The organism is Olivibacter jilunii (genome assembly GCF_900607235.1).
In the GTDB taxonomy this organism is placed as follows: Bacteria; Bacteroidota; Bacteroidia; order Sphingobacteriales; family Sphingobacteriaceae; genus Olivibacter; species Olivibacter oleidegradans.
On sequence record NZ_LR027853.1, the window covers coordinates 54,232 to 71,484 of the forward strand.

13 protein-coding genes and 1 tRNA gene are annotated in these 17,253 nt (G+C 38.4%); 13 read left to right on the forward strand and 1 reads right to left on the reverse strand.

Annotation, left to right across the window (positions count from 1 at the left end; all coding sequences use genetic code 11):
* Positions 1 to 287 precede the first annotated feature (287 nt).
* From E0E36_RS18590 to E0E36_RS18650, 13 genes are all read left to right on the forward strand, one after another.
* Complete coding sequence (locus tag E0E36_RS18590) at positions 288 to 2,198, forward strand: HAD hydrolase family protein (protein ID WP_130857294.1); 1,911 nt, start codon at positions 288 to 290, stop codon at positions 2,196 to 2,198.
* A 35-nt stretch (positions 2,199 to 2,233) separates the two neighbouring features.
* Positions 2,234 to 3,295, forward strand: a complete 1,062-nt coding sequence (locus E0E36_RS18595) for a phosphoribosyltransferase-like protein (RefSeq protein WP_130857295.1) — start codon at positions 2,234 to 2,236, stop codon at positions 3,293 to 3,295.
* Positions 3,288 to 5,177 (forward strand): ORC-CDC6 family AAA ATPase, encoded by a 1,890-nt coding sequence (locus E0E36_RS18600; RefSeq protein WP_130857296.1) that lies wholly within the window; start codon positions 3,288 to 3,290, stop codon positions 5,175 to 5,177. Before E0E36_RS18595 ends, E0E36_RS18600 begins: the two co-directional genes overlap by 8 nt.
* The gene (locus E0E36_RS18605) at positions 5,162 to 6,310 is read left to right on the forward strand and encodes a hypothetical protein (RefSeq protein WP_130857297.1); all 1,149 of its coding nucleotides are present in this window, start codon (positions 5,162 to 5,164) and stop codon (positions 6,308 to 6,310) included. The genes E0E36_RS18600 and E0E36_RS18605 overlap by 16 nt, the downstream gene beginning before the upstream one ends.
* A complete protein-coding gene (locus E0E36_RS18610; RefSeq protein WP_130857298.1) occupies positions 6,297 to 7,346 on the forward strand; it encodes a carbohydrate kinase family protein in 1,050 nt (349 codons plus the stop codon). The genes E0E36_RS18605 and E0E36_RS18610 overlap by 14 nt, the downstream gene beginning before the upstream one ends.
* A gap of 774 nt (positions 7,347 to 8,120) precedes the next feature.
* Positions 8,121 to 8,543, forward strand: coding sequence for a VOC family protein (locus tag E0E36_RS18615; RefSeq protein ID WP_013666188.1), 423 nt, complete (start codon positions 8,121 to 8,123; stop codon positions 8,541 to 8,543).
* A 467-nt stretch (positions 8,544 to 9,010) separates the two neighbouring features.
* Positions 9,011 to 9,586, forward strand: coding sequence for a chemotaxis protein CheB (locus E0E36_RS18620; RefSeq protein ID WP_130857299.1), 576 nt, complete (start codon positions 9,011 to 9,013; stop codon positions 9,584 to 9,586).
* A gap of 118 nt (positions 9,587 to 9,704) precedes the next feature.
* Positions 9,705 to 9,786, forward strand: a tRNA-Leu gene (locus E0E36_RS18625).
* A 61-nt stretch (positions 9,787 to 9,847) separates the two neighbouring features.
* Positions 9,848 to 11,191, forward strand: a complete 1,344-nt coding sequence (gene tig / locus E0E36_RS18630; protein ID WP_130857300.1) for a trigger factor — start codon at positions 9,848 to 9,850, stop codon at positions 11,189 to 11,191.
* A 246-nt stretch (positions 11,192 to 11,437) separates the two neighbouring features.
* A complete protein-coding gene (clpP, locus tag E0E36_RS18635) occupies positions 11,438 to 12,133 on the forward strand; it encodes an ATP-dependent Clp endopeptidase proteolytic subunit ClpP (RefSeq protein WP_013666191.1) in 696 nt (231 codons plus the stop codon).
* Position 12,134: 1 nt separating this feature from the next.
* Positions 12,135 to 13,379, forward strand: a complete 1,245-nt coding sequence (gene clpX / locus E0E36_RS18640) for an ATP-dependent Clp protease ATP-binding subunit ClpX (protein ID WP_013666192.1) — start codon at positions 12,135 to 12,137, stop codon at positions 13,377 to 13,379.
* 126 nt (positions 13,380 to 13,505) lie between these two features.
* Positions 13,506 to 14,324, forward strand: coding sequence for an AMP nucleosidase (locus tag E0E36_RS18645; protein ID WP_130857301.1), 819 nt, complete (start codon positions 13,506 to 13,508; stop codon positions 14,322 to 14,324).
* A 112-nt stretch (positions 14,325 to 14,436) separates the two neighbouring features.
* On the forward strand, positions 14,437 to 15,801 hold the full coding sequence (locus E0E36_RS18650; RefSeq protein WP_130857302.1) for a pyridoxal-phosphate dependent enzyme: 1,365 nt from the start codon (positions 14,437 to 14,439) through the stop codon (positions 15,799 to 15,801).
* 105 nt (positions 15,802 to 15,906) lie between these two features.
* Here the strand turns inward: E0E36_RS18650 and murA are convergent, their stop codons facing one another.
* Positions 15,907 to 17,229, reverse strand: a complete 1,323-nt coding sequence (murA, locus tag E0E36_RS18655; RefSeq protein ID WP_130857303.1) for a UDP-N-acetylglucosamine 1-carboxyvinyltransferase — start codon at positions 17,227 to 17,229, stop codon at positions 15,907 to 15,909.
* Positions 17,230 to 17,253 lie beyond the last annotated feature (24 nt).

Below are 17,253 nucleotides of genomic sequence, written 5' to 3' on the forward strand. Positions count from 1 at the left end.
GCGGGTCATTGGTTCCTCAGCTTCAACGGCAGGATCCCTTTTCACAAATTTAAATAGCTGTGTCACCCATCGGAAAGAAAAAGCCATTTTTCGCCGATTGGCAAATTTTGAGAAAAGGAGGTAGGAGCAAGGGAGTTGGCCGCCTGTTTTTTTTGTTTTGTTAGCGAACGGCAGAATTTGCAAGATATGAGCTCAAATGTAACATCAATCTAAATATTGAAAAATTATTCGGAGTCGAAGAGAATATCAGAAATTTTTAGCGAGGAAAAAAGGTACATTTGTAATGTATGGGAAAACCGTTTACTAAAGAAATAGAGAAAATAAATGAAACATTGGAGTGGTCTTTTAAACAGGATGTTGATCTGTTGAAAAGAGATCTTTCAAATGTTAATAAATGTCCCCTATTTGTTGTGGGTTCAGGAGGTTCACTAAGTGCGTGTTATTATGCCGCCTTATTATATCAGCATGATGGAGTAATGTCAAAACCTATAACGCCACTAGAACTATACTATTCGAGAAATGCATTGAGAAATTCAAATGTCTTATTTATAAGTGCGAGTGGTAGAAATAATGATATACTTTTCGGGTATAAAACTGCCATTGAATATGAGCCAAACAGTGTGTTTAGCTTATGTATGAAAAAGAATACTCCGCTCGCGAGATTGAGCGCTGAAAACTCAATTGGGAAACACTATGATTTCCAGTTGTCCACTGGAAAGGATGGCTTTCTTGCAACAAATAGTTTGGTAGCTTTTTTCGGAATTTTATATAAGGCCTTTCATATTGAACAGAACTTAGATGAAATCACGATAGATTCTGATGATCCTTTCTATGGAGAGTTAGATAGTTTTATAGATAAAGTAACTCCTGATTTTACGTTTACGATATTATATGCAGGTTGGGGCCAACCCGTAGCTGTGGACTTGGAATCAAAACTGGCAGAGGCTGCACTCTCAGATGTATTGTTGTCAGACGTCAGAAATTTTGGTCACGGACGCCACCATTGGTTCGATAAAAGAAAGGCTAAATCAGCAATTATTGCATTGGTAACTCCGGAAGAGAAAAAAATTACCGATAAGACACTTGCTCTTTTACCGCAAGATATCCCTGTACTGAGAATTAACTCTAAGCATTCTGATGGTTTTGCCAGTATTGATATGCTTATTAAATCTTTTCATTTCATAAAAAGAATAGGACAAATTCAAGGTATCGACCCAGGACGACCAGGTGTGCCTGATTTCGGAAGCAAGTTATATCATTTAAAATACAGTAGTTTCTACAAAAAGATAGGTGATATATCATGGAATGAGAAAATAGCAATAACCAGAAAGGCTAACTTACCTGCATATGATCTTTTAACTCAAAAAGAAAAAAAATATTGGCATAAAGCCTACCATGAGTTTAAGGTGAAGTTAAAAAGTACCATATATGGATCAATTATATTTGATTATGACGGTACGATATGCTCTGCCGAAAATAGGTTTCATGGGATAGAGAAGGAGACCTCACGTCAGTTAATTAATATACTTGAAAACGGGATAGTAATCGGTATCGCTACAGGAAGAGGGAAATCAGTCAGAACAGATTTGCAAAAATGTATTCCAAAAGAATATTGGTGTCAAGTAATTATAGGGTATTATAATGGCAGCGATATAGGTTTGTTAGACGATGAGTCAATACCGGACAAAACAAAAAAAATAAGCAGTACATTGCAGGTTATATTTGATTTGCTAAAAGAATATAACTTTCTATATGAGATAATTCCAGAGATCAAGCCAAACCAATTGACTATAGAAATTGGCGATAAAAGGGATTGGCCAAAAGTTAGGTCAACAATTATTCAACTGATAATGCAACAGAATATTCCTAATGTACAGATATTGGAGTCAAGTCATTCAATGGATATAATCGATCAATCTGTTACATCTAAGCTGAACGTTGTTGAGTACTGTATTTTAGCAGCAAAAAAGAAGAATAAGACGGGCAATTGTTTATGTATAGGCGATAAGGGCAGTTGGCCAGGTAATGACTACCGACTTCTTTCTTCCTCGTTTTCGCTAAGTGTAGATGAGGTTTCTTCAATTGATTCAACTTGCTGGAATTTAGCATTACCTGGATTAAAAAATTTAAAAGCAGCGCTTTATTACTTATCTTCCTTGGATTTTAATAATGAAGGGTTTAAAATAGATATTAAATGAGGTCGGCTCTCGCAGAAAAATTATTGGTTAAAATAATGGATTGGTCACCTGAAGAGATTTCGAAAGAAAGACCCTTGTTACAGGCGTTGGCCAATTTTAAATATGATGAATATCAGCAGTTTTCTCCCGGAACGAGGTTTATCGAGAGTTTAGTGAAATGGCTTTCTCAATTTGAACATATAGAGGAAAGAAGATGGGCATACGATTTTATAAAAGACCACTTAATTTTTATTTCCAATAACCAAATTACACATCTTGTTAATATTACTTATGCCGAGAAGATTAACCCAGTAATTGTTGATAAGACTGCAACAAGTATTGGTATCAGTAAGTACCTTGTACGTAAGATAGCAAAGAGTACACACTATAAATCAATTCTGAGAAGGTCCTTGTTCATTGGGTTAAGTGATGGTTCCAGAATTGACCAGCTTCGAAGAAGTTATACTAGGATTAGCAACGAACAGGTTTTGTCAACCTATTCAATTTCCAATGATAAAATCACCGACATGCTGGGTGAACTGAAAAAATCTGGTATCAAAAAGAGGTTTAATACGGTTTTCTTAATCGATGATTTTACAGCTAGCGGAACTAGTTATTTCCGAAAAAAAGATAATAAATGGGGCGGTAAAATATATAAGTTCATCAATTCGATTTACGGTCACGATGCAGATATAAAATTTTCTGATTTAATAGAACCTTCGGAAAGGTTGGATATCCATATTATTTTCTATATTGCTACAGAAGATGCTGTTAAAAAGCTTAATGATAACATCATTGCATTCAAAACGGAATATCCTTCTTATAACTTTCAATTCACCATCGGGACAGTTCAGCTTTTGGAACAGAATATTAAAGATAATGTTCTAAAGGAAACCAACTTTGTGAACTCAATTAAAAAATATTATGATGATCAGATAAATGATTCCCATTATAAAATGGGTAAACATGATGATCCTCATTTGGGTTTTAACGAATGTAGTTTGCCTCTGGTGTTAAATCATAACACTCCAAACAATTCTCTGCCGATACTATGGTTTCCAGAGGATAAAAAATATATAGGCTTATTTCCTAGAGTAACAAGACATAAAGATGAGTAGGCTTAGAAATCCATTTAGATTACGTGCGTCGGAAAAAATAGAGTCTGACGTGAGTTTTTTACGATTGTATAGTCCGATTGTGTTAGATGCCTTATGCGAGAAACATAAGGATGGAAAGCTGTGGAATAATGTAATGTATATCCATAGTTCTCCAGGGGCAGGAAAGACATCTCTGTTGAGAGTTTTTGAACCAGGGACTTTAAATGCATTATTAAATAGTAGATCCGCCGCTGATTACAAAGTTCTATATAATACACTGCGCAGATTGGACGTGTTGGGGGAACATAATATAGCCACCCTAGGTGTCACTCTTGTATGTACTAGAAACTATGAAATTTTAGAAGAATTGGATATATCAAACGCTCAAAAGATTCGATATTTTTTTTCGCTTCTAAACTCTCGTATTTTTTTAGCAACTCTACGAGCTATTGTTGATTATGCATCATCCAATTCTAGTTTTAATGAAGTTTTAGAGGATATTTCCTACAGCTTTGATGATAGGGAAAATTATTTTAAGGATTTGCCAAGGCCCTGTACGGGCAAAGAGCTATATGCTTGGGCATCTAATATTGAAAGAAAAGTTTATCAAGCTATTGATAGTTTTCTGCCATTAGAGCATTTACAACCTCAAGGCCATGATGAATTGTTCTCCCTGACCGTACTAAAACCGGAGTATTTTACCATAAATGGGGCGCCAATCCATTGTAGGTTCTTGTTCATGATTGATGATGGACATAAATTATCGACGTCACAACGTATATCGCTAAAGAAGTATATAATTGAACGGCGGGGAAGTTTTAGTATATGGGTATCGGAGAGATTGGAGGCCTTGGATGCAATGGATAATTTAAGGTCGTACATAGGTAGGGATTATGAGGTACTTAATCTTGAGAGGTTTTGGAGTGACCATCAAGGTAAATTCGAAAAAGTTCTTGCAAATATTGCTGATAAGCGGGCCGCAAGTTCTACTGAAGACGTCAATTCATTCAAAGAGTATTTAGAAAACGAACTTGAAGAAGAAGTTCTTCGAGATGAATTTTTGGAATCCGTTCAAGAAACCAAAAGCAGTATTCTGAAGATCACGTCTTTCACCAATAAATTTGATAAGTGGTTGGCATATGTTGAAAATACTGAAGCCACGCCATTAGAAAGGGCTATTTTATATAAGAAGCTAGAAATTTTAATAAATAGGAACGTTGGTAAAAGTCAGCTTGCATTTGAGTTTCCTCTCACCCAGGAAGAACTACTTGATAAATTTAAGTCGGATATAGAGGCGACGTCTAAGTTATTTTTATCGCAGAAATCGAAGATACCTTATTATTATGGTTTTGGTGATATTGTGAAACTTTCATCTAATAATATTGAGCAATTTCTTTCATTTTCTGGGGATATTTTCGAAGAAATGCTGTCGAATAGATTGTCGGGCAATCATATAAATATCGGGACAAAACGTCAGCAAAAAATATTAATAGATGTTGCAAACAAAAAATGGGAGGAGATATCGAAAATAGTCCCATACTCAAATAATATTGTGGCATTTCTTAATAAATTGGCAGAAGCGTGTAATAAAGATACGTATAAACCAAATGCACCTTATGCACCGGGAGTTACCGGATTTGCGATAAAGCATAATAAAAACATATTCGATAAAAATGCCAATTGGTATGAAGATGAGGCTTATATGCCTTTAGTAAATGTTATATCCACTTGTGTAGCTTTCAATTTATTGGAAATAAAGGATGTTAATCAGGGGGAGAAAGGAAAGAAGTGGGAGGTCTACTATTTGAATCGATGGCTGTGCTTAAAATTTAACCTTCCTTTTGCCTATGGGGGATGGAGACATAAATATACCGATGAATTACTCAAATGGACAAAAACATAAATAAACTTCGTTGGGATCCCTCTGTTTTTGTCAGGGGAAAAAATACCGTAAACTTTTGGAAAGAACATTTTTCTTCTAGAGACCGTAAACCCCTTTTTATCTTGGGCAAAGGTTTTGATGTTAGGATGAATATAGCTTTAAAATGCTTATTAGAAGCCAGTCCAGAAACTGAAATGGAATGCTGGTTAATCGAATTTGAAGAAGGTCTAGGCTCTAATTCTCATAAATATCAACCCTATGTAGATGAGAACTTAAAAGAACTTTATGAGATTATTGATCCAAGCAAAGTGTCATCAAAAAAGATTGCCCTTTGGAATAGCAAGTCTAAAACCAAAAAGAAGCGGATTGGAGACAGGCAAGCTGCACACATATTAAGTTCGATCGATCAAATTAAAGACTTCACTGATATAATTATTGATATCAGTGCGCTTCCTCGTGGTGTTTATTTTTCGCTTGTGGGTAAATTCTTGACTTTTATAGATACTTATCTTGAGAAAAAAGTACCGAATCTTTTTGTTGTGGTATCCGAGAACGCATCGATAGATGTAAAAATAAAAGAAAAAGGCATTGACGAAGATGTTGGCTACCTGCATGGGTTTGGAGGTACTTTAGAGTTGTCATCGTTATCGGATGAACCAGTAATATGGTTTCCAATACTCGGTGAGGATAAAAACGAACATTTGGAACGTGCCCATTCGCATATAAATCCCAATGAGATTTGTCCTGTACTACCATTTCCCTCAAAAAATCCCAGGAGGTCAGATGCTCTAATAAAAGACTATCATCAGTTGCTCTTCGATAAGCTTAGTATAGAGCCTCAAAACCTGATGTACGTACCTGAGCAAAATCCTTTTGAAGCATATGGAAGGTTAATTAAGGCAATAATCAATTACAACAAGTCGTTAAGATCATTAGGAGGATGTAAGGCTGTGATATCTACTTTTTCAAGCAAACTTCTTTCTATAGGTACACTTCTCACTGCTTACGAGCTTATAGGTTGTATTGGTGTTGGTGTCCTTAATGTTGATTCTCAAGGTTATGAAATTGAAGATTTTGAAGAATTAAAAATGTTGAAAGAAAGTAGCGAACTTTTTGTAATTTGGCTAACTGGAGATCCTTATGATGAAAGCTGAAATATTGTCTAACCCCGTATGTATTGGGACTGGTCTTGTAGCACTTGATGTGGTTATTAGTAACGAGCATGATGTTCCAGCACAATTTTGGGCTGGAGGATCTTGTGGTAATGTAATAACTATTTTATCGTATTTTGGTTGGAAGTGCTTCCCAATCGCCAGATTATCTAATAATGTTGCTGCGGAAATGTTGCTTCAAGACCTACATAAATGGAATGTGAAGGATGATTTGATAACAGCAACTAGTGATGGTAGTACCCCAATAATTATACATCGTATTCTGAGAGACAAGGAGGGGGCTCCTAAGCATAAGTTTGAATTCAGAAACCCAGAAGATGGAAGTTATCTACCGTCTTATAAGCCATGTCTAGCCAAGTCAGTAAAAGGACTAGTTGAACGTATACCGGCTTCTAATGTTTTTTATTTTGATCGCATAAATAGAGGCGCTATAGATTTAGCAAAGTCGTACAAGGGAAATGGCGCAATAGTTTTTTTTGAACCTTCTAGTGCAAAAGATATTAAGGGCTTCAATGAATGCCTTGAAATAACTGATGTGGTTAAGTTTTCAAATGATAGGATATCCGACTATGACAAAATGTACCCTATTGGTCGAGTGCCTTTAGAAATACAAACTATGGGTGAAAGCGGTCTAAAATTCAGACTTAAGGGCGAAAGTGAATGGACGCATTTGGAAAGCTATTCTATTGATAATGTTATAGATTCTGCGGGGGCAGGAGATTGGTGCACAGCGGGAATAATTAAGACATTGTTTTATAAGAATAATTCGTCTTTTCCCATTAATAAGGATGATATCGTAAAAGCTCTACGGTTTGGGCAAATTCTTAGTGCTATAAACTGCACATTTGAAGGTGCAAGAGGATTGATGTATGCTGTGCCTAATAATGAATTGTTGCTATATGTACAACATATTATATCCTCATCTGTAAAGAAAATTTATCAAGGTACTAAGCGTAAAGGAGTTTATACGAGCGATAATAGAAATCTAAAAATATCTTCATTATTTGCTTCAATATGATTTTGGAGCCAGATGCCAGTGGGAGAAAATATTAATGAATATCCTAGCAATGCTGACTATAATGTAGAGTCCGAGAAAATTTTATATTTTGAAATTTATTTCGAATCATGAAAAAATGTTTGGAACGGCAACAGGTATCTTAAGGTATGGCAAGGTGTATATCCGCGTTTTGCCAACAATTCAGCTTGCTACAGTTTCCCTGAAACTGCCGTAGACTTGACCTTTGTTTAATAAATAAATTTTGCATTGTCAATTTTTTCGGTTGAAAGCTAGACCTCTTAAGGTTGCTCCAAACCAAATAATTGAAAGGAATCTCCATATTGTTTGCATTATTTTATAAAACCTTTGACTTTTAAATCTTGTACAATGGGCTCTATAAGCCGTAAAAAGCTTTCCAAATGTTGAAAGTATTCCCCCTGAAGGGTACTAAAACCGAAAGGCAGCAAGTTTTTAACTTGCTGCCTTTTTCATATCCCCAAATAGCTGTTTCGGACGATTCGTTAATTCATGGTAAACTTCAAAAGAATTCTTTTCAGCCAGTTATGAGCTAACTTACCTCATTTAAATGACACCATTTATTGAGATCCTTTAATTGGTTAAGGAGACAAGTCCTACGACAAGTTATTAAAGATTATTATTTTTATTCCACGCACATATCCGCAAGACAATTGTTTGGAACTGTATAAGGCATCATGTAAAATTGATAATAAGCGAGCCTTCTGTTTAGTCAATTAACGGATAAAAGCGAAGAAGACGTTTTATAACATAGAAAAAATGAAACCAAGAATTTCTGTATTAACCATTGGTGTGGACGATCTCGAGAGATCGTACCAATTTTATCATGAAGGCCTGGGCTTACCTTCGGACGGAATTATAGGGCAAGAGTTTGAGCATGGCGCAGTAGCGTTCTTTGATCTTCAAAGCGGTGTAAAGCTGGCAATTTGGCCAAGGAAGAGTATAGCGCATGACACGGGTATCCGGTTGCAACATTCTTCCGCTACCGAATTTACAATCGGACATAATGTTAGCAGTAAAGAAGAAGTGGATTTCATTATGGAGCATGCTGATAATGCGGGTGCAAGAGTCATTAAGCCTGCTTCCGATACTTTTTGGGGCGGTTATGCAGGATATTTCCAAGACCCGGACGGTCATCTTTGGGAGATTGTTTATAACCCCGCTTTTCTCCCTGAGGTTTAATATGAAGCCGTATTGGTCGACATTATCGGGCATAAAAAAACCTCACTTTGGGGAAGTGAGGTAAAACTACTGTTTTTTAATCAACCTAACCTAATGTGTAAAATGAAAGTAAGTGCCTTTTGATATAAAAACTGATACGAAGTAAATCGTTTTTTTTCAGGATAAAGAAATTTTTACACAGAAAGGTGTTTTTCTTACACTAAAAGGTTTTTTGGTGGTACGAAATGTCTATTTCCCGATATTTTTGGCGTGAAGCCGTATTTTTTCTTGAAAGCTTTACTGAAATGATGAACATACTTGTAACCCATTAAATAGGAGGCATCCGTTACATTATGCTCGCCCTTTTGCAATCAGGTGTAATAGTCTACAACGCCAGAAAAGTTGATTAAGAAAAACCTTCATTTTTAATGTAGGATCCTTGAGAATTTACCTATTTTGACTAACTATTTTTATTTTTATCGTGGGGTATGCAAAATAAAGACGTTAGCATTGAATTGTTAATCATCGCTTGTTCAGCGGGAGGAATGATGCTTTTAATGGATTTGTTGTCTAGCTTGAAGGAAGATGTCGGCTTTGCGGTGTTGGTCATTGTTCACCGAAACGAAAAGTATGCAAGCTCGTTGGAACAAATGGCACAGCATAAATGTGTACTTCGGGTGAAATCGGCAGAAGAAAAGGAAACAATACAAGCAGGTACAGTTTATTTTGCGCCAGCAGGATATCACCTATTAATTGAAAAAGATCGCAGTATATCTTTAGACGCATCAGAACCAGTCCATTACTGTAGGCCGTCTATTGATGTCAGCATGCAAAGTGCCGCCGAAGTTTATAAAAAATCACTGGTGGCAATCCTATTGTCAGGAGCCAATAGGGACGGCGCCGAAGGCCTACGAGCTGTTTACAAGTATGGCGGCAAGACCCTTGTACAGGATCCGAGTGCCGCATTGGTTGATGTAATGCCGCGGGCGGCCATTGAAACAGGTGCTGTTACCGCAGTTCTTTTGGACGAACAATTGAAAGCATATTGTAAGAGCCTTAGTTGAAGAAAATTAATGCTCCTATTATCAATGTGTTAACTTTTTTTGAATATTTTGTTTAAAAAATATTTGGAGGGAATGCCTTAATGTGTTAGTTTTGCAGTCCAAAATAACACTAAGTACTGCGGAAGTGGCGTAATTGGTAGCCGCACCAGACTTAGGATCTGGCGCCGAGAGGCGTGGGGGTTCGAGTCCCTTCTTCCGCACTTGATTCCTCCCGACAATATCGGGAGGAATTTTTGTATTAAGCATATTAAAACGCAACTAATGAACATTTCACAGGAGAGAGTAGACGACCTGAATGCAGTTATCAATGTAGAAATTACCCCTGCAGATTACACGGATCGTGTAAACAAAGCAATAAAGGAACAAGCAAAAAAGGCTAAGCTCCCGGGGTTCCGTCCTGGCATGGTGCCGGCTTCCCACATCAAAAAGACTTATGGTAAAGCGATTCTTTTTGATGAAATTAACCGGCTGGTAAGCGATAGTTTAAATAACTATCTTACGGAGAATAAAGTAGAGGTGCTTGGTCAACCGCTTCCAAAAGAGGGCTCTGAGTCTTCTTATAATTGGGATTTCAATGATGAGTTTAAATTTCAATACGAAATTGGTTTGGCACCGGCTTTTGAAGTGCCATTTAGTGAAAAAGACAAGGTGACCCAATATGATATTAAGGTAGATGATGAAACCTTGGCTTCGCGTATCAAAAATCTTCGTAAGAGCTATGGAAAAATGACGAATCCGGAAGTGTCAGAAGATGGAGATGTTTTATATAGCACATTAACGCAATTAGATGCTAGCGGAAATGCTTTAGAAGGCGGAATATCGAATACAGCTTCCGTGCGTACGGATCTTGTAGATGATAAAAAGATAAAAAAGTCTTTGATCGGGCTTAAAAAAGACGATGAGGTTAAAATCGACTTAAAAAAAGCATTCAAAGACGATACGATAGCGCGCATCTTGAATATAACGGAAGAGGAGGCAGCAGCTTTAACCGAAGGAACTTTCAAGTTGGTTGTGAAAAATGTAAACCGCTTGGAGGAAGCTGATTTAAACCAAGAGCTTTTTGATAAACTTTTTGGTAAAGATGAAGTGAAAACCGAAGAAGAGTTTAAGGCTCGTGTCACTTCAGAGGTTGAGTCGATGCTTGTTCAAAATTCTGATCAACGTTTACAACAAGACCTTTACAACTTGGGAATGGAAAAAGTGAATGTACAATTTCCTGATGAGTTCCTGAGAAAATGGTTAAAAGCGACTAACGAGAAATTGACCGATGAAGAACTTTCAGAAGGCTACGACGATTTTGTTAAAAATTTAAAGTGGACCTTGATTGAAAATAAAATCATTACGGAAAATAAGCTTGAAATCAAATACGAAGAAGTTTTTAAATTAGCTAAGGAGCGTATCGCGGCCCAATTTAAAATGTACAGTCCCGAGCCAATCAGCGAAGAACAACTAGCGCAGTATACGGTTCAATTTCTGCAGGATAAGGAACAGGCGAACAGACTGTTCGAAGAGGTAAAAGCCTTGAAGGTTTTTGATTTCTTAAAAGGTGTCGTGAAGCTGAATAAAAAAGAAATAGACTATAATAAGTTCCTGGAATTAAAGTAAGTCGCATAATTTTTTAGAAAGCCATCCGTTTGAAAAATGGGTGGCTTTTTCTATTGTCGCTAAGTTATATTTTGTCAGTTTTTTATTTCGGATAAGGCATTCTGTCAGTTTTGATCGTTCAATGTCGTGTTAAGAATGCTTGGCGCATTCTTTGATACCTGAAAGTAAAAAAATAGTATTCACGCAAGCTATCATTCGAGATTCTAGAATTAATCTTATATATTAGCTAGGCAAAAGGCAAAAATCATGAGTATAGATAAAAATGAATTTAGAAAATACGCTGTTAAACACCACGGTATAGGAAGTCAACATGTGGATAGTTTTATCAATCGGGTAGAGCAACAAATGCCGGTGTCGCTGACTCCTTATATTATTGAAGAACGCCAGCTAAACGTCGCCCAAATGGACGTCTTCTCGCGTTTGATGATGGATAGAATTATCTTTTTAGGAGATGCTGTAACCGATCAGGTGGCTAATATAATTCAAGCTCAGTTATTGTTTTTACAATCTGCTGATGCACATAGAGACATACAAATCTATATCAACTCACCAGGTGGTAGCGTTTATGCAGGTTTGGGTATCTATGATACCATGCAATATATTTCACCGGATGTAGCTACTATCTGTACCGGCATGGCTGCTTCTATGGGTGCTGTATTGCTAGTTGCAGGTGCAAAAGGAAAACGCGCTGCGCTAAAACATTCACGTGTAATGATTCATCAACCTTCAGGTGGTGCACAAGGTGTTGCTGCTGATATGGAAATCAATCTACGTGAGATGTTAAAGCTTAAAAAAGAATTATATCAGATAATTGCTGATCATTCCGGACAGTCTTATGATTGGGTAGAAAAGGCATCAGACCGCGACTTTTGGATGACGTCGGGCGAAGCAAAGGAAAACGGAATGATCGATGAAGTGTTATTAGGAAAGAAAGATAAATAAAATGGCAAAGAACCCGAGAGAAGTTACTTGTTCATTCTGTGGTTTACGCAAGTCAGAGACCTTGATGCTTATTGCAGGCAATGATGCACACATCTGTGATCGGTGTGTCGCCCAAGCGAACGAGATCTTAGCTGAGGAGCTGACATTGCGTAAAAATAAGAGTGTGCAGGCCGCACTTAAGTTATTAAAGCCAGCAGAAATAAAGTCGCATCTCGATCAATACGTTATCGGCCAGGATGATGCCAAGAAAGTGCTATCAGTTGCGGTCTATAACCACTATAAACGATTGAATCAGAAGGTGGAAAAGGATGAAATTGAGATTGAAAAATCCAATATCATTATGGTTGGCGAAACAGGTACCGGCAAAACACTTTTAGCAAAGACAATTGCAAAAGTATTAAATGTGCCTTTTTGTATTTGTGATGCGACCGTTCTAACAGAAGCTGGCTATGTGGGTGAGGACGTTGAGAGCATTCTGACCCGACTTCTTCAAGCTGCTGATTACGATGTAGCTTCCGCTGAACGAGGGATTATCTATATAGACGAAATTGATAAAATTGCCCGTAAAAGTGATAATCCGTCGATTACGCGAGACGTGTCGGGCGAAGGAGTTCAGCAAGCTCTTCTGAAAATCTTGGAAGGAACGGTTGTAAATGTACCCCCACAAGGTGGTCGTAAACATCCGGATCAAAAAATGATCGCCGTGAATACTAGCAATATTTTGTTTATTTGTGGCGGTGCCTTTGATGGAATTCAGAAAAAAATTGCTAACCGTATGCGTACGCAAACAGTTGGCTATAAAATGAATAGCGAGCATGCCGAGATTGATCTAAATAATCTTTATAAATACATTACACCTCAAGATTTAAAGGCTTTTGGATTAATACCGGAGCTAATCGGTCGTTTACCGGTAATTACCTATTTGAATCCGTTGGATCGGGAAGCGTTGTTGAATATTCTCACTGAACCAAAGAATGCCCTGGTCAAGCAGTACAAGAAATTGTTTGACTATGAACATATCGATCTTCAATTTGATACGGAGGTATTCGAGTTCATTGTTGATAAAGCCAACGAATTCAAACTGGGGGCTAGAGGACTTCGAGCGATATGCGAAGCCATTATGCTAGACGCGATGTTTGAAATCCCTTCGCGGGAAAAAGATGACGGTGGAGAGCTTTATATTAATCTCGATTACGCAAAACAAAAATTCGAGAAGTCAGATTTGAAAAAGCTGCACGTAGCTTAAAAAAATCCCCCGCACAAAACGGGGGATTTTTTGTATATTGTTATGAGGGTTGAGTCGTTAAGTTGTTGAGTCGTTAAGTTACCACTCAACTATCACCCTACTCAACTGGTTCCTAAAAAGAAAACGATGACTAAAACAGTAAAAGAAGTTGAATCGGCGGTAAAACCCGGTTTAAAGAATAAAGAAGATATCGTAAAGAATTGGTTGCCACGGTACACGGGGCGCCCCTTAAATGAATTTGGAGAATATATCTTATTGACGAATTTCTCACATTATGTAAAATTGTTTTCGGAATGGCATGATAACGCACCGATTTATGGCCTGGATAAGCCTATGCAGAGTGTCTCGGCCGCTGGTATCACAATTATCAATTTCGGTATGGGAAGTCCGGTTGCAGCCACCATTATGGACTTACTCTCCGCTATACAACCGAAAGCAGCCTTGTTTTTAGGAAAGGCCGGTGGCTTGAAAAAGAAGAATAGTATTGGAGATTTGATTTTGCCGATCGCCGCGATTCGTGGAGAGGGGACTTCTAATGATTACTTACCTCCGGAAGTGCCCGCTCTACCTGCTTTCGCACTTCAGAAAGCGATATCCACTACTATTCGGGATAATAGTTTAGACTATTGGACCGGCACTGTCTATACAACCAATAGGAGAGTTTGGGAACATGACAAGGATTTTAAGAAATACCTAAAATCTTTAAGGGCAATGGCGGTAGATATGGAAACTGCTACCATATTTACAGTTGGATTCGCTAATAAAATACCGACGGGTGCATTGTTGTTGGTGTCTGATCAACCAATGATTCCGGAAGGTGTAAAGACGCAGGAAAGTGACTCGTCCGTAACGGCAAACTTTGTTGAAACCCACTTAAAAATTGGTATCGATTCTTTAAAACAGTTGATCAATAACGGGTTGACAGTGAAACATTTGAAGTTTTAGTCCCGTTGCCAGCGCGCAGCAAGCGTCGGCATTAATCCGATAGCTGAAAGCCGATTTCTGTTAGCTATTATAAATTGCTATGTTTGTATATAATCTATTAAACTTGTAGAGAATGTGGTACAATAATATTCTGGAGACAATCGGTAATACACCCTTGGTAAAGTTAAACAAGCTAACCAAAGATGTTAAGGCAACTGTATTAGCTAAGATAGAGACAACTAATCCAGGTAATTCGATCAAAGATCGAATGGCTATCAAAATGATTGAGGATGCGGAACGCGCCGGGTTGTTAAAGCCAGGTGGAACGATTATCGAAGGCACATCGGGTAATACCGGAATGGGTTTGGCAATTGCGGCAGTTATTAAGGGTTATAAGTGTGTTTTTACGACGACCGATAAGCAGTCGAAGGAAAAAATAGATGCACTGCGCGCTTTTGGGGCAGAGGTGATTGTGTGTCCGACCAATGTCGAGCCTGAAGATCCCCGTTCTTATTATTCCGTTTCGAGCAGACTTGAGAGAGAAATCCCCAATGCATGGAAACCAAACCAATATGACAATCTTTCCAACAGCCACGCGCATTATGAGCAGACCGGCCCTGAAATATGGGAACAGACAGACGGAAAAATTACCCATCTATTGGTTGGTGTTGGAACAGGCGGCACAATAAGTGGCGCTGGGAAATATCTAAAGGAGAAAAATCCAGCCGTCAAGATATGGGGCATTGATACCTATGGATCGGTGTTTAAGAAATATAAGGAAACAGGCGTCTTCGATAAGAGCGAGATCTATCCCTACATTACCGAAGGGATAGGGGAAGATTTTTTACCTCGAAATGTTGATTTCGATGTTATCGATCATTTTGAAAAAGTGACGGATAAGGATGCAGCGTTGATGACGCGCGAAATTGCACGGCAGGAAGGTATTTTCGTTGGAAATTCCGCTGGCGCGGCCATTGCTGGCTTATTGCAGTTAAAAGATAGCTTAAAGGAAGGGGATTTAGTAGTTGTCATTTTTCATGATCATGGCTCCCGTTATATGGGAAAAATGTTTAATGAAGATTGGCTGCGGGAGCGAGGATTCCTTAAAGACAAGAAATTGACAGCGGAACGCATTTTAAAGAAAAGGGGACCACAGGAGATTATAACAGTAGATGGAGAACAGTCTGTAATCGAGACGTTTAATACAATGAAAACGCTCAATATATCACAAATTCCTATTACGCAACAAGGAATGGTGGTCGGCAAAGTCACTGAATCGGATATATTGAACGCACTCTTGGAAAATCCAAGTGTGAAATCCGGAAAGGTACAACAGATTATGACGGCACCTTTTCCTTTTGTTGATCTCAATACCTCAATTGACCGACTTTCATCACTTATCAATAAAGATAATAACGCCGTATTGGTGGAAGATGAGGGCGGTAAGCTCGAGATCATAACCCAATATGATATTATCAATGCTATTTCGGCTGGTTAGATGAGAGGAGGTGTCAGGCTTAAGCGGGTATGAGGTATAGGGTATAAGGTATAAGGTAGAGGGTATAAGGTTACCTTAAGCCCTACGCCTTATACCTTACATCGTTCAATGCAGTGGTTTTCCTTCAATTCGTTTGATTTGAGCGCCGAGCGCCAGGAGCCGTTTATCAATGTGTTGATAACCACGTTCAATTTGCTCAATATTATAAATAACGGATCTTCCTTGAGCGGATAGGGCGGCGATCAGCAAGGAAACTCCCGCACGTATATCGGGTGAAGTCATTTCGATTCCCCGTAATTTGAATGCTTTATTCAAGCCGATGACCGTTGCGCGATGAGGATCACATAAAATAATCTGTGCGCCCATGTCGATTAACTTATCGACAAAGAACAAGCGGCTTTCAAACATTTTCTGGTGAATTAACACATTCCCTTTGGCTTGTGTAGCTACGACAAGTACAATGCTTAACAAGTCAGGCGTAAAACCTGGCCAAGGTGCATCTGCGATGGTGAGGATGGAACCGTCTATGAAGGTCTCAATTTCGTACGAATCTTGGGCCGGAATATAGATGTCGTCGCCCCGTCTTTCCAGTTTTATCCCTAGTCGACCAAAAACCGTCGGAATAATCCCTAGCTCATCAAAATGAACATCCTTAATGGTGATTTCTGACCCGGTCATCGCGGCTAAACCAATAAAGGAACCTATTTCAATCATATCGGGAAGCATACGGTGTTCCGTTCCTGTCAAATAGTCGACCCCCTCAATGCTCAACAGATTGGAGCCTATACCGGAAATCTTAGCGCCCATACGATTGAGCATTTTGCACAGCTGTTGCAAATAGGGCTCACAGGCGGCATTATAAATCGTAGTTGTACCTTTTGCCAAAACAGCGGCCATCACAATATTTGCCGTGCCGGTTACGGATGCCTCATCCAAGAGGATATAAGTTCCGTGCAAATTAGTCGCATCGATATTAAAAAAATGGTTGTCCTGATCATAATGAAACCGAGCTCCGAGTTTTTCAAAACCTAAAAAATGCGTGTCCAACCGCCTTCGTCCTATTTTGTCTCCACCTGGTTTAGGAATGGCAGCTTTGCCGAAACGAGCGAGTAGAGGGCCAACGATCATAATAGAACCGCGCAGGCTTCCTCCCTTAGTTTTAAACTCTTCTGACTGGAAGTAATCAATATTAATGTTCTTTGCTTCAAATGTATAGGTGTCATCACTGATCCGTTCGATAGCTACTCCAAGATCACCTAAAAGCTCGATGAGTTTGTTAACATCTTTAATGTCAGGTATATTGCTGATCGTCATTTTCTCGGGCGTAAGCAATACAGCTGATAATATTTGGAGCGCCTCATTTTTTGCTCCCTGCGGAGTGATTTCTCCTTTCAGCGGTTTTCCACCGTAAATTTCAAATGCATTCATTCAACTATCCTAATCGATAAAAAT

Coding starts and splice junctions, on each gene's coding strand:
- E0E36_RS18590 (WP_130857294.1), top strand. CDS start 288: ATGGGAAAACCGTTTACTAAAGAAATAGAGAAAATAAATGAAACATTG.
- E0E36_RS18595 (WP_130857295.1), top strand. CDS start 2,234: ATGGATTGGTCACCTGAAGAGATTTCGAAAGAAAGACCCTTGTTACAG.
- E0E36_RS18600 (WP_130857296.1), top strand. CDS start 3,288: ATGAGTAGGCTTAGAAATCCATTTAGATTACGTGCGTCGGAAAAAATA.
- E0E36_RS18605 (WP_130857297.1), top strand. CDS start 5,162: ATGGACAAAAACATAAATAAACTTCGTTGGGATCCCTCTGTTTTTGTC.
- E0E36_RS18610 (WP_130857298.1), top strand. CDS start 6,297: ATGATGAAAGCTGAAATATTGTCTAACCCCGTATGTATTGGGACTGGT.
- E0E36_RS18615 (WP_013666188.1), top strand. CDS start 8,121: ATGAAACCAAGAATTTCTGTATTAACCATTGGTGTGGACGATCTCGAG.
- E0E36_RS18620 (WP_130857299.1), top strand. CDS start 9,011: ATGCAAAATAAAGACGTTAGCATTGAATTGTTAATCATCGCTTGTTCA.
- tig (WP_130857300.1), top strand. CDS start 9,848: ATGAACATTTCACAGGAGAGAGTAGACGACCTGAATGCAGTTATCAAT.
- clpP (WP_013666191.1), top strand. CDS start 11,438: ATGAGTATAGATAAAAATGAATTTAGAAAATACGCTGTTAAACACCAC.
- clpX (WP_013666192.1), top strand. CDS start 12,135: ATGGCAAAGAACCCGAGAGAAGTTACTTGTTCATTCTGTGGTTTACGC.
- E0E36_RS18645 (WP_130857301.1), top strand. CDS start 13,506: ATGACTAAAACAGTAAAAGAAGTTGAATCGGCGGTAAAACCCGGTTTA.
- E0E36_RS18650 (WP_130857302.1), top strand. CDS start 14,437: ATGTGGTACAATAATATTCTGGAGACAATCGGTAATACACCCTTGGTA.
- murA (WP_130857303.1), bottom strand. CDS start 17,229: ATGAATGCATTTGAAATTTACGGTGGAAAACCGCTGAAAGGAGAAATC.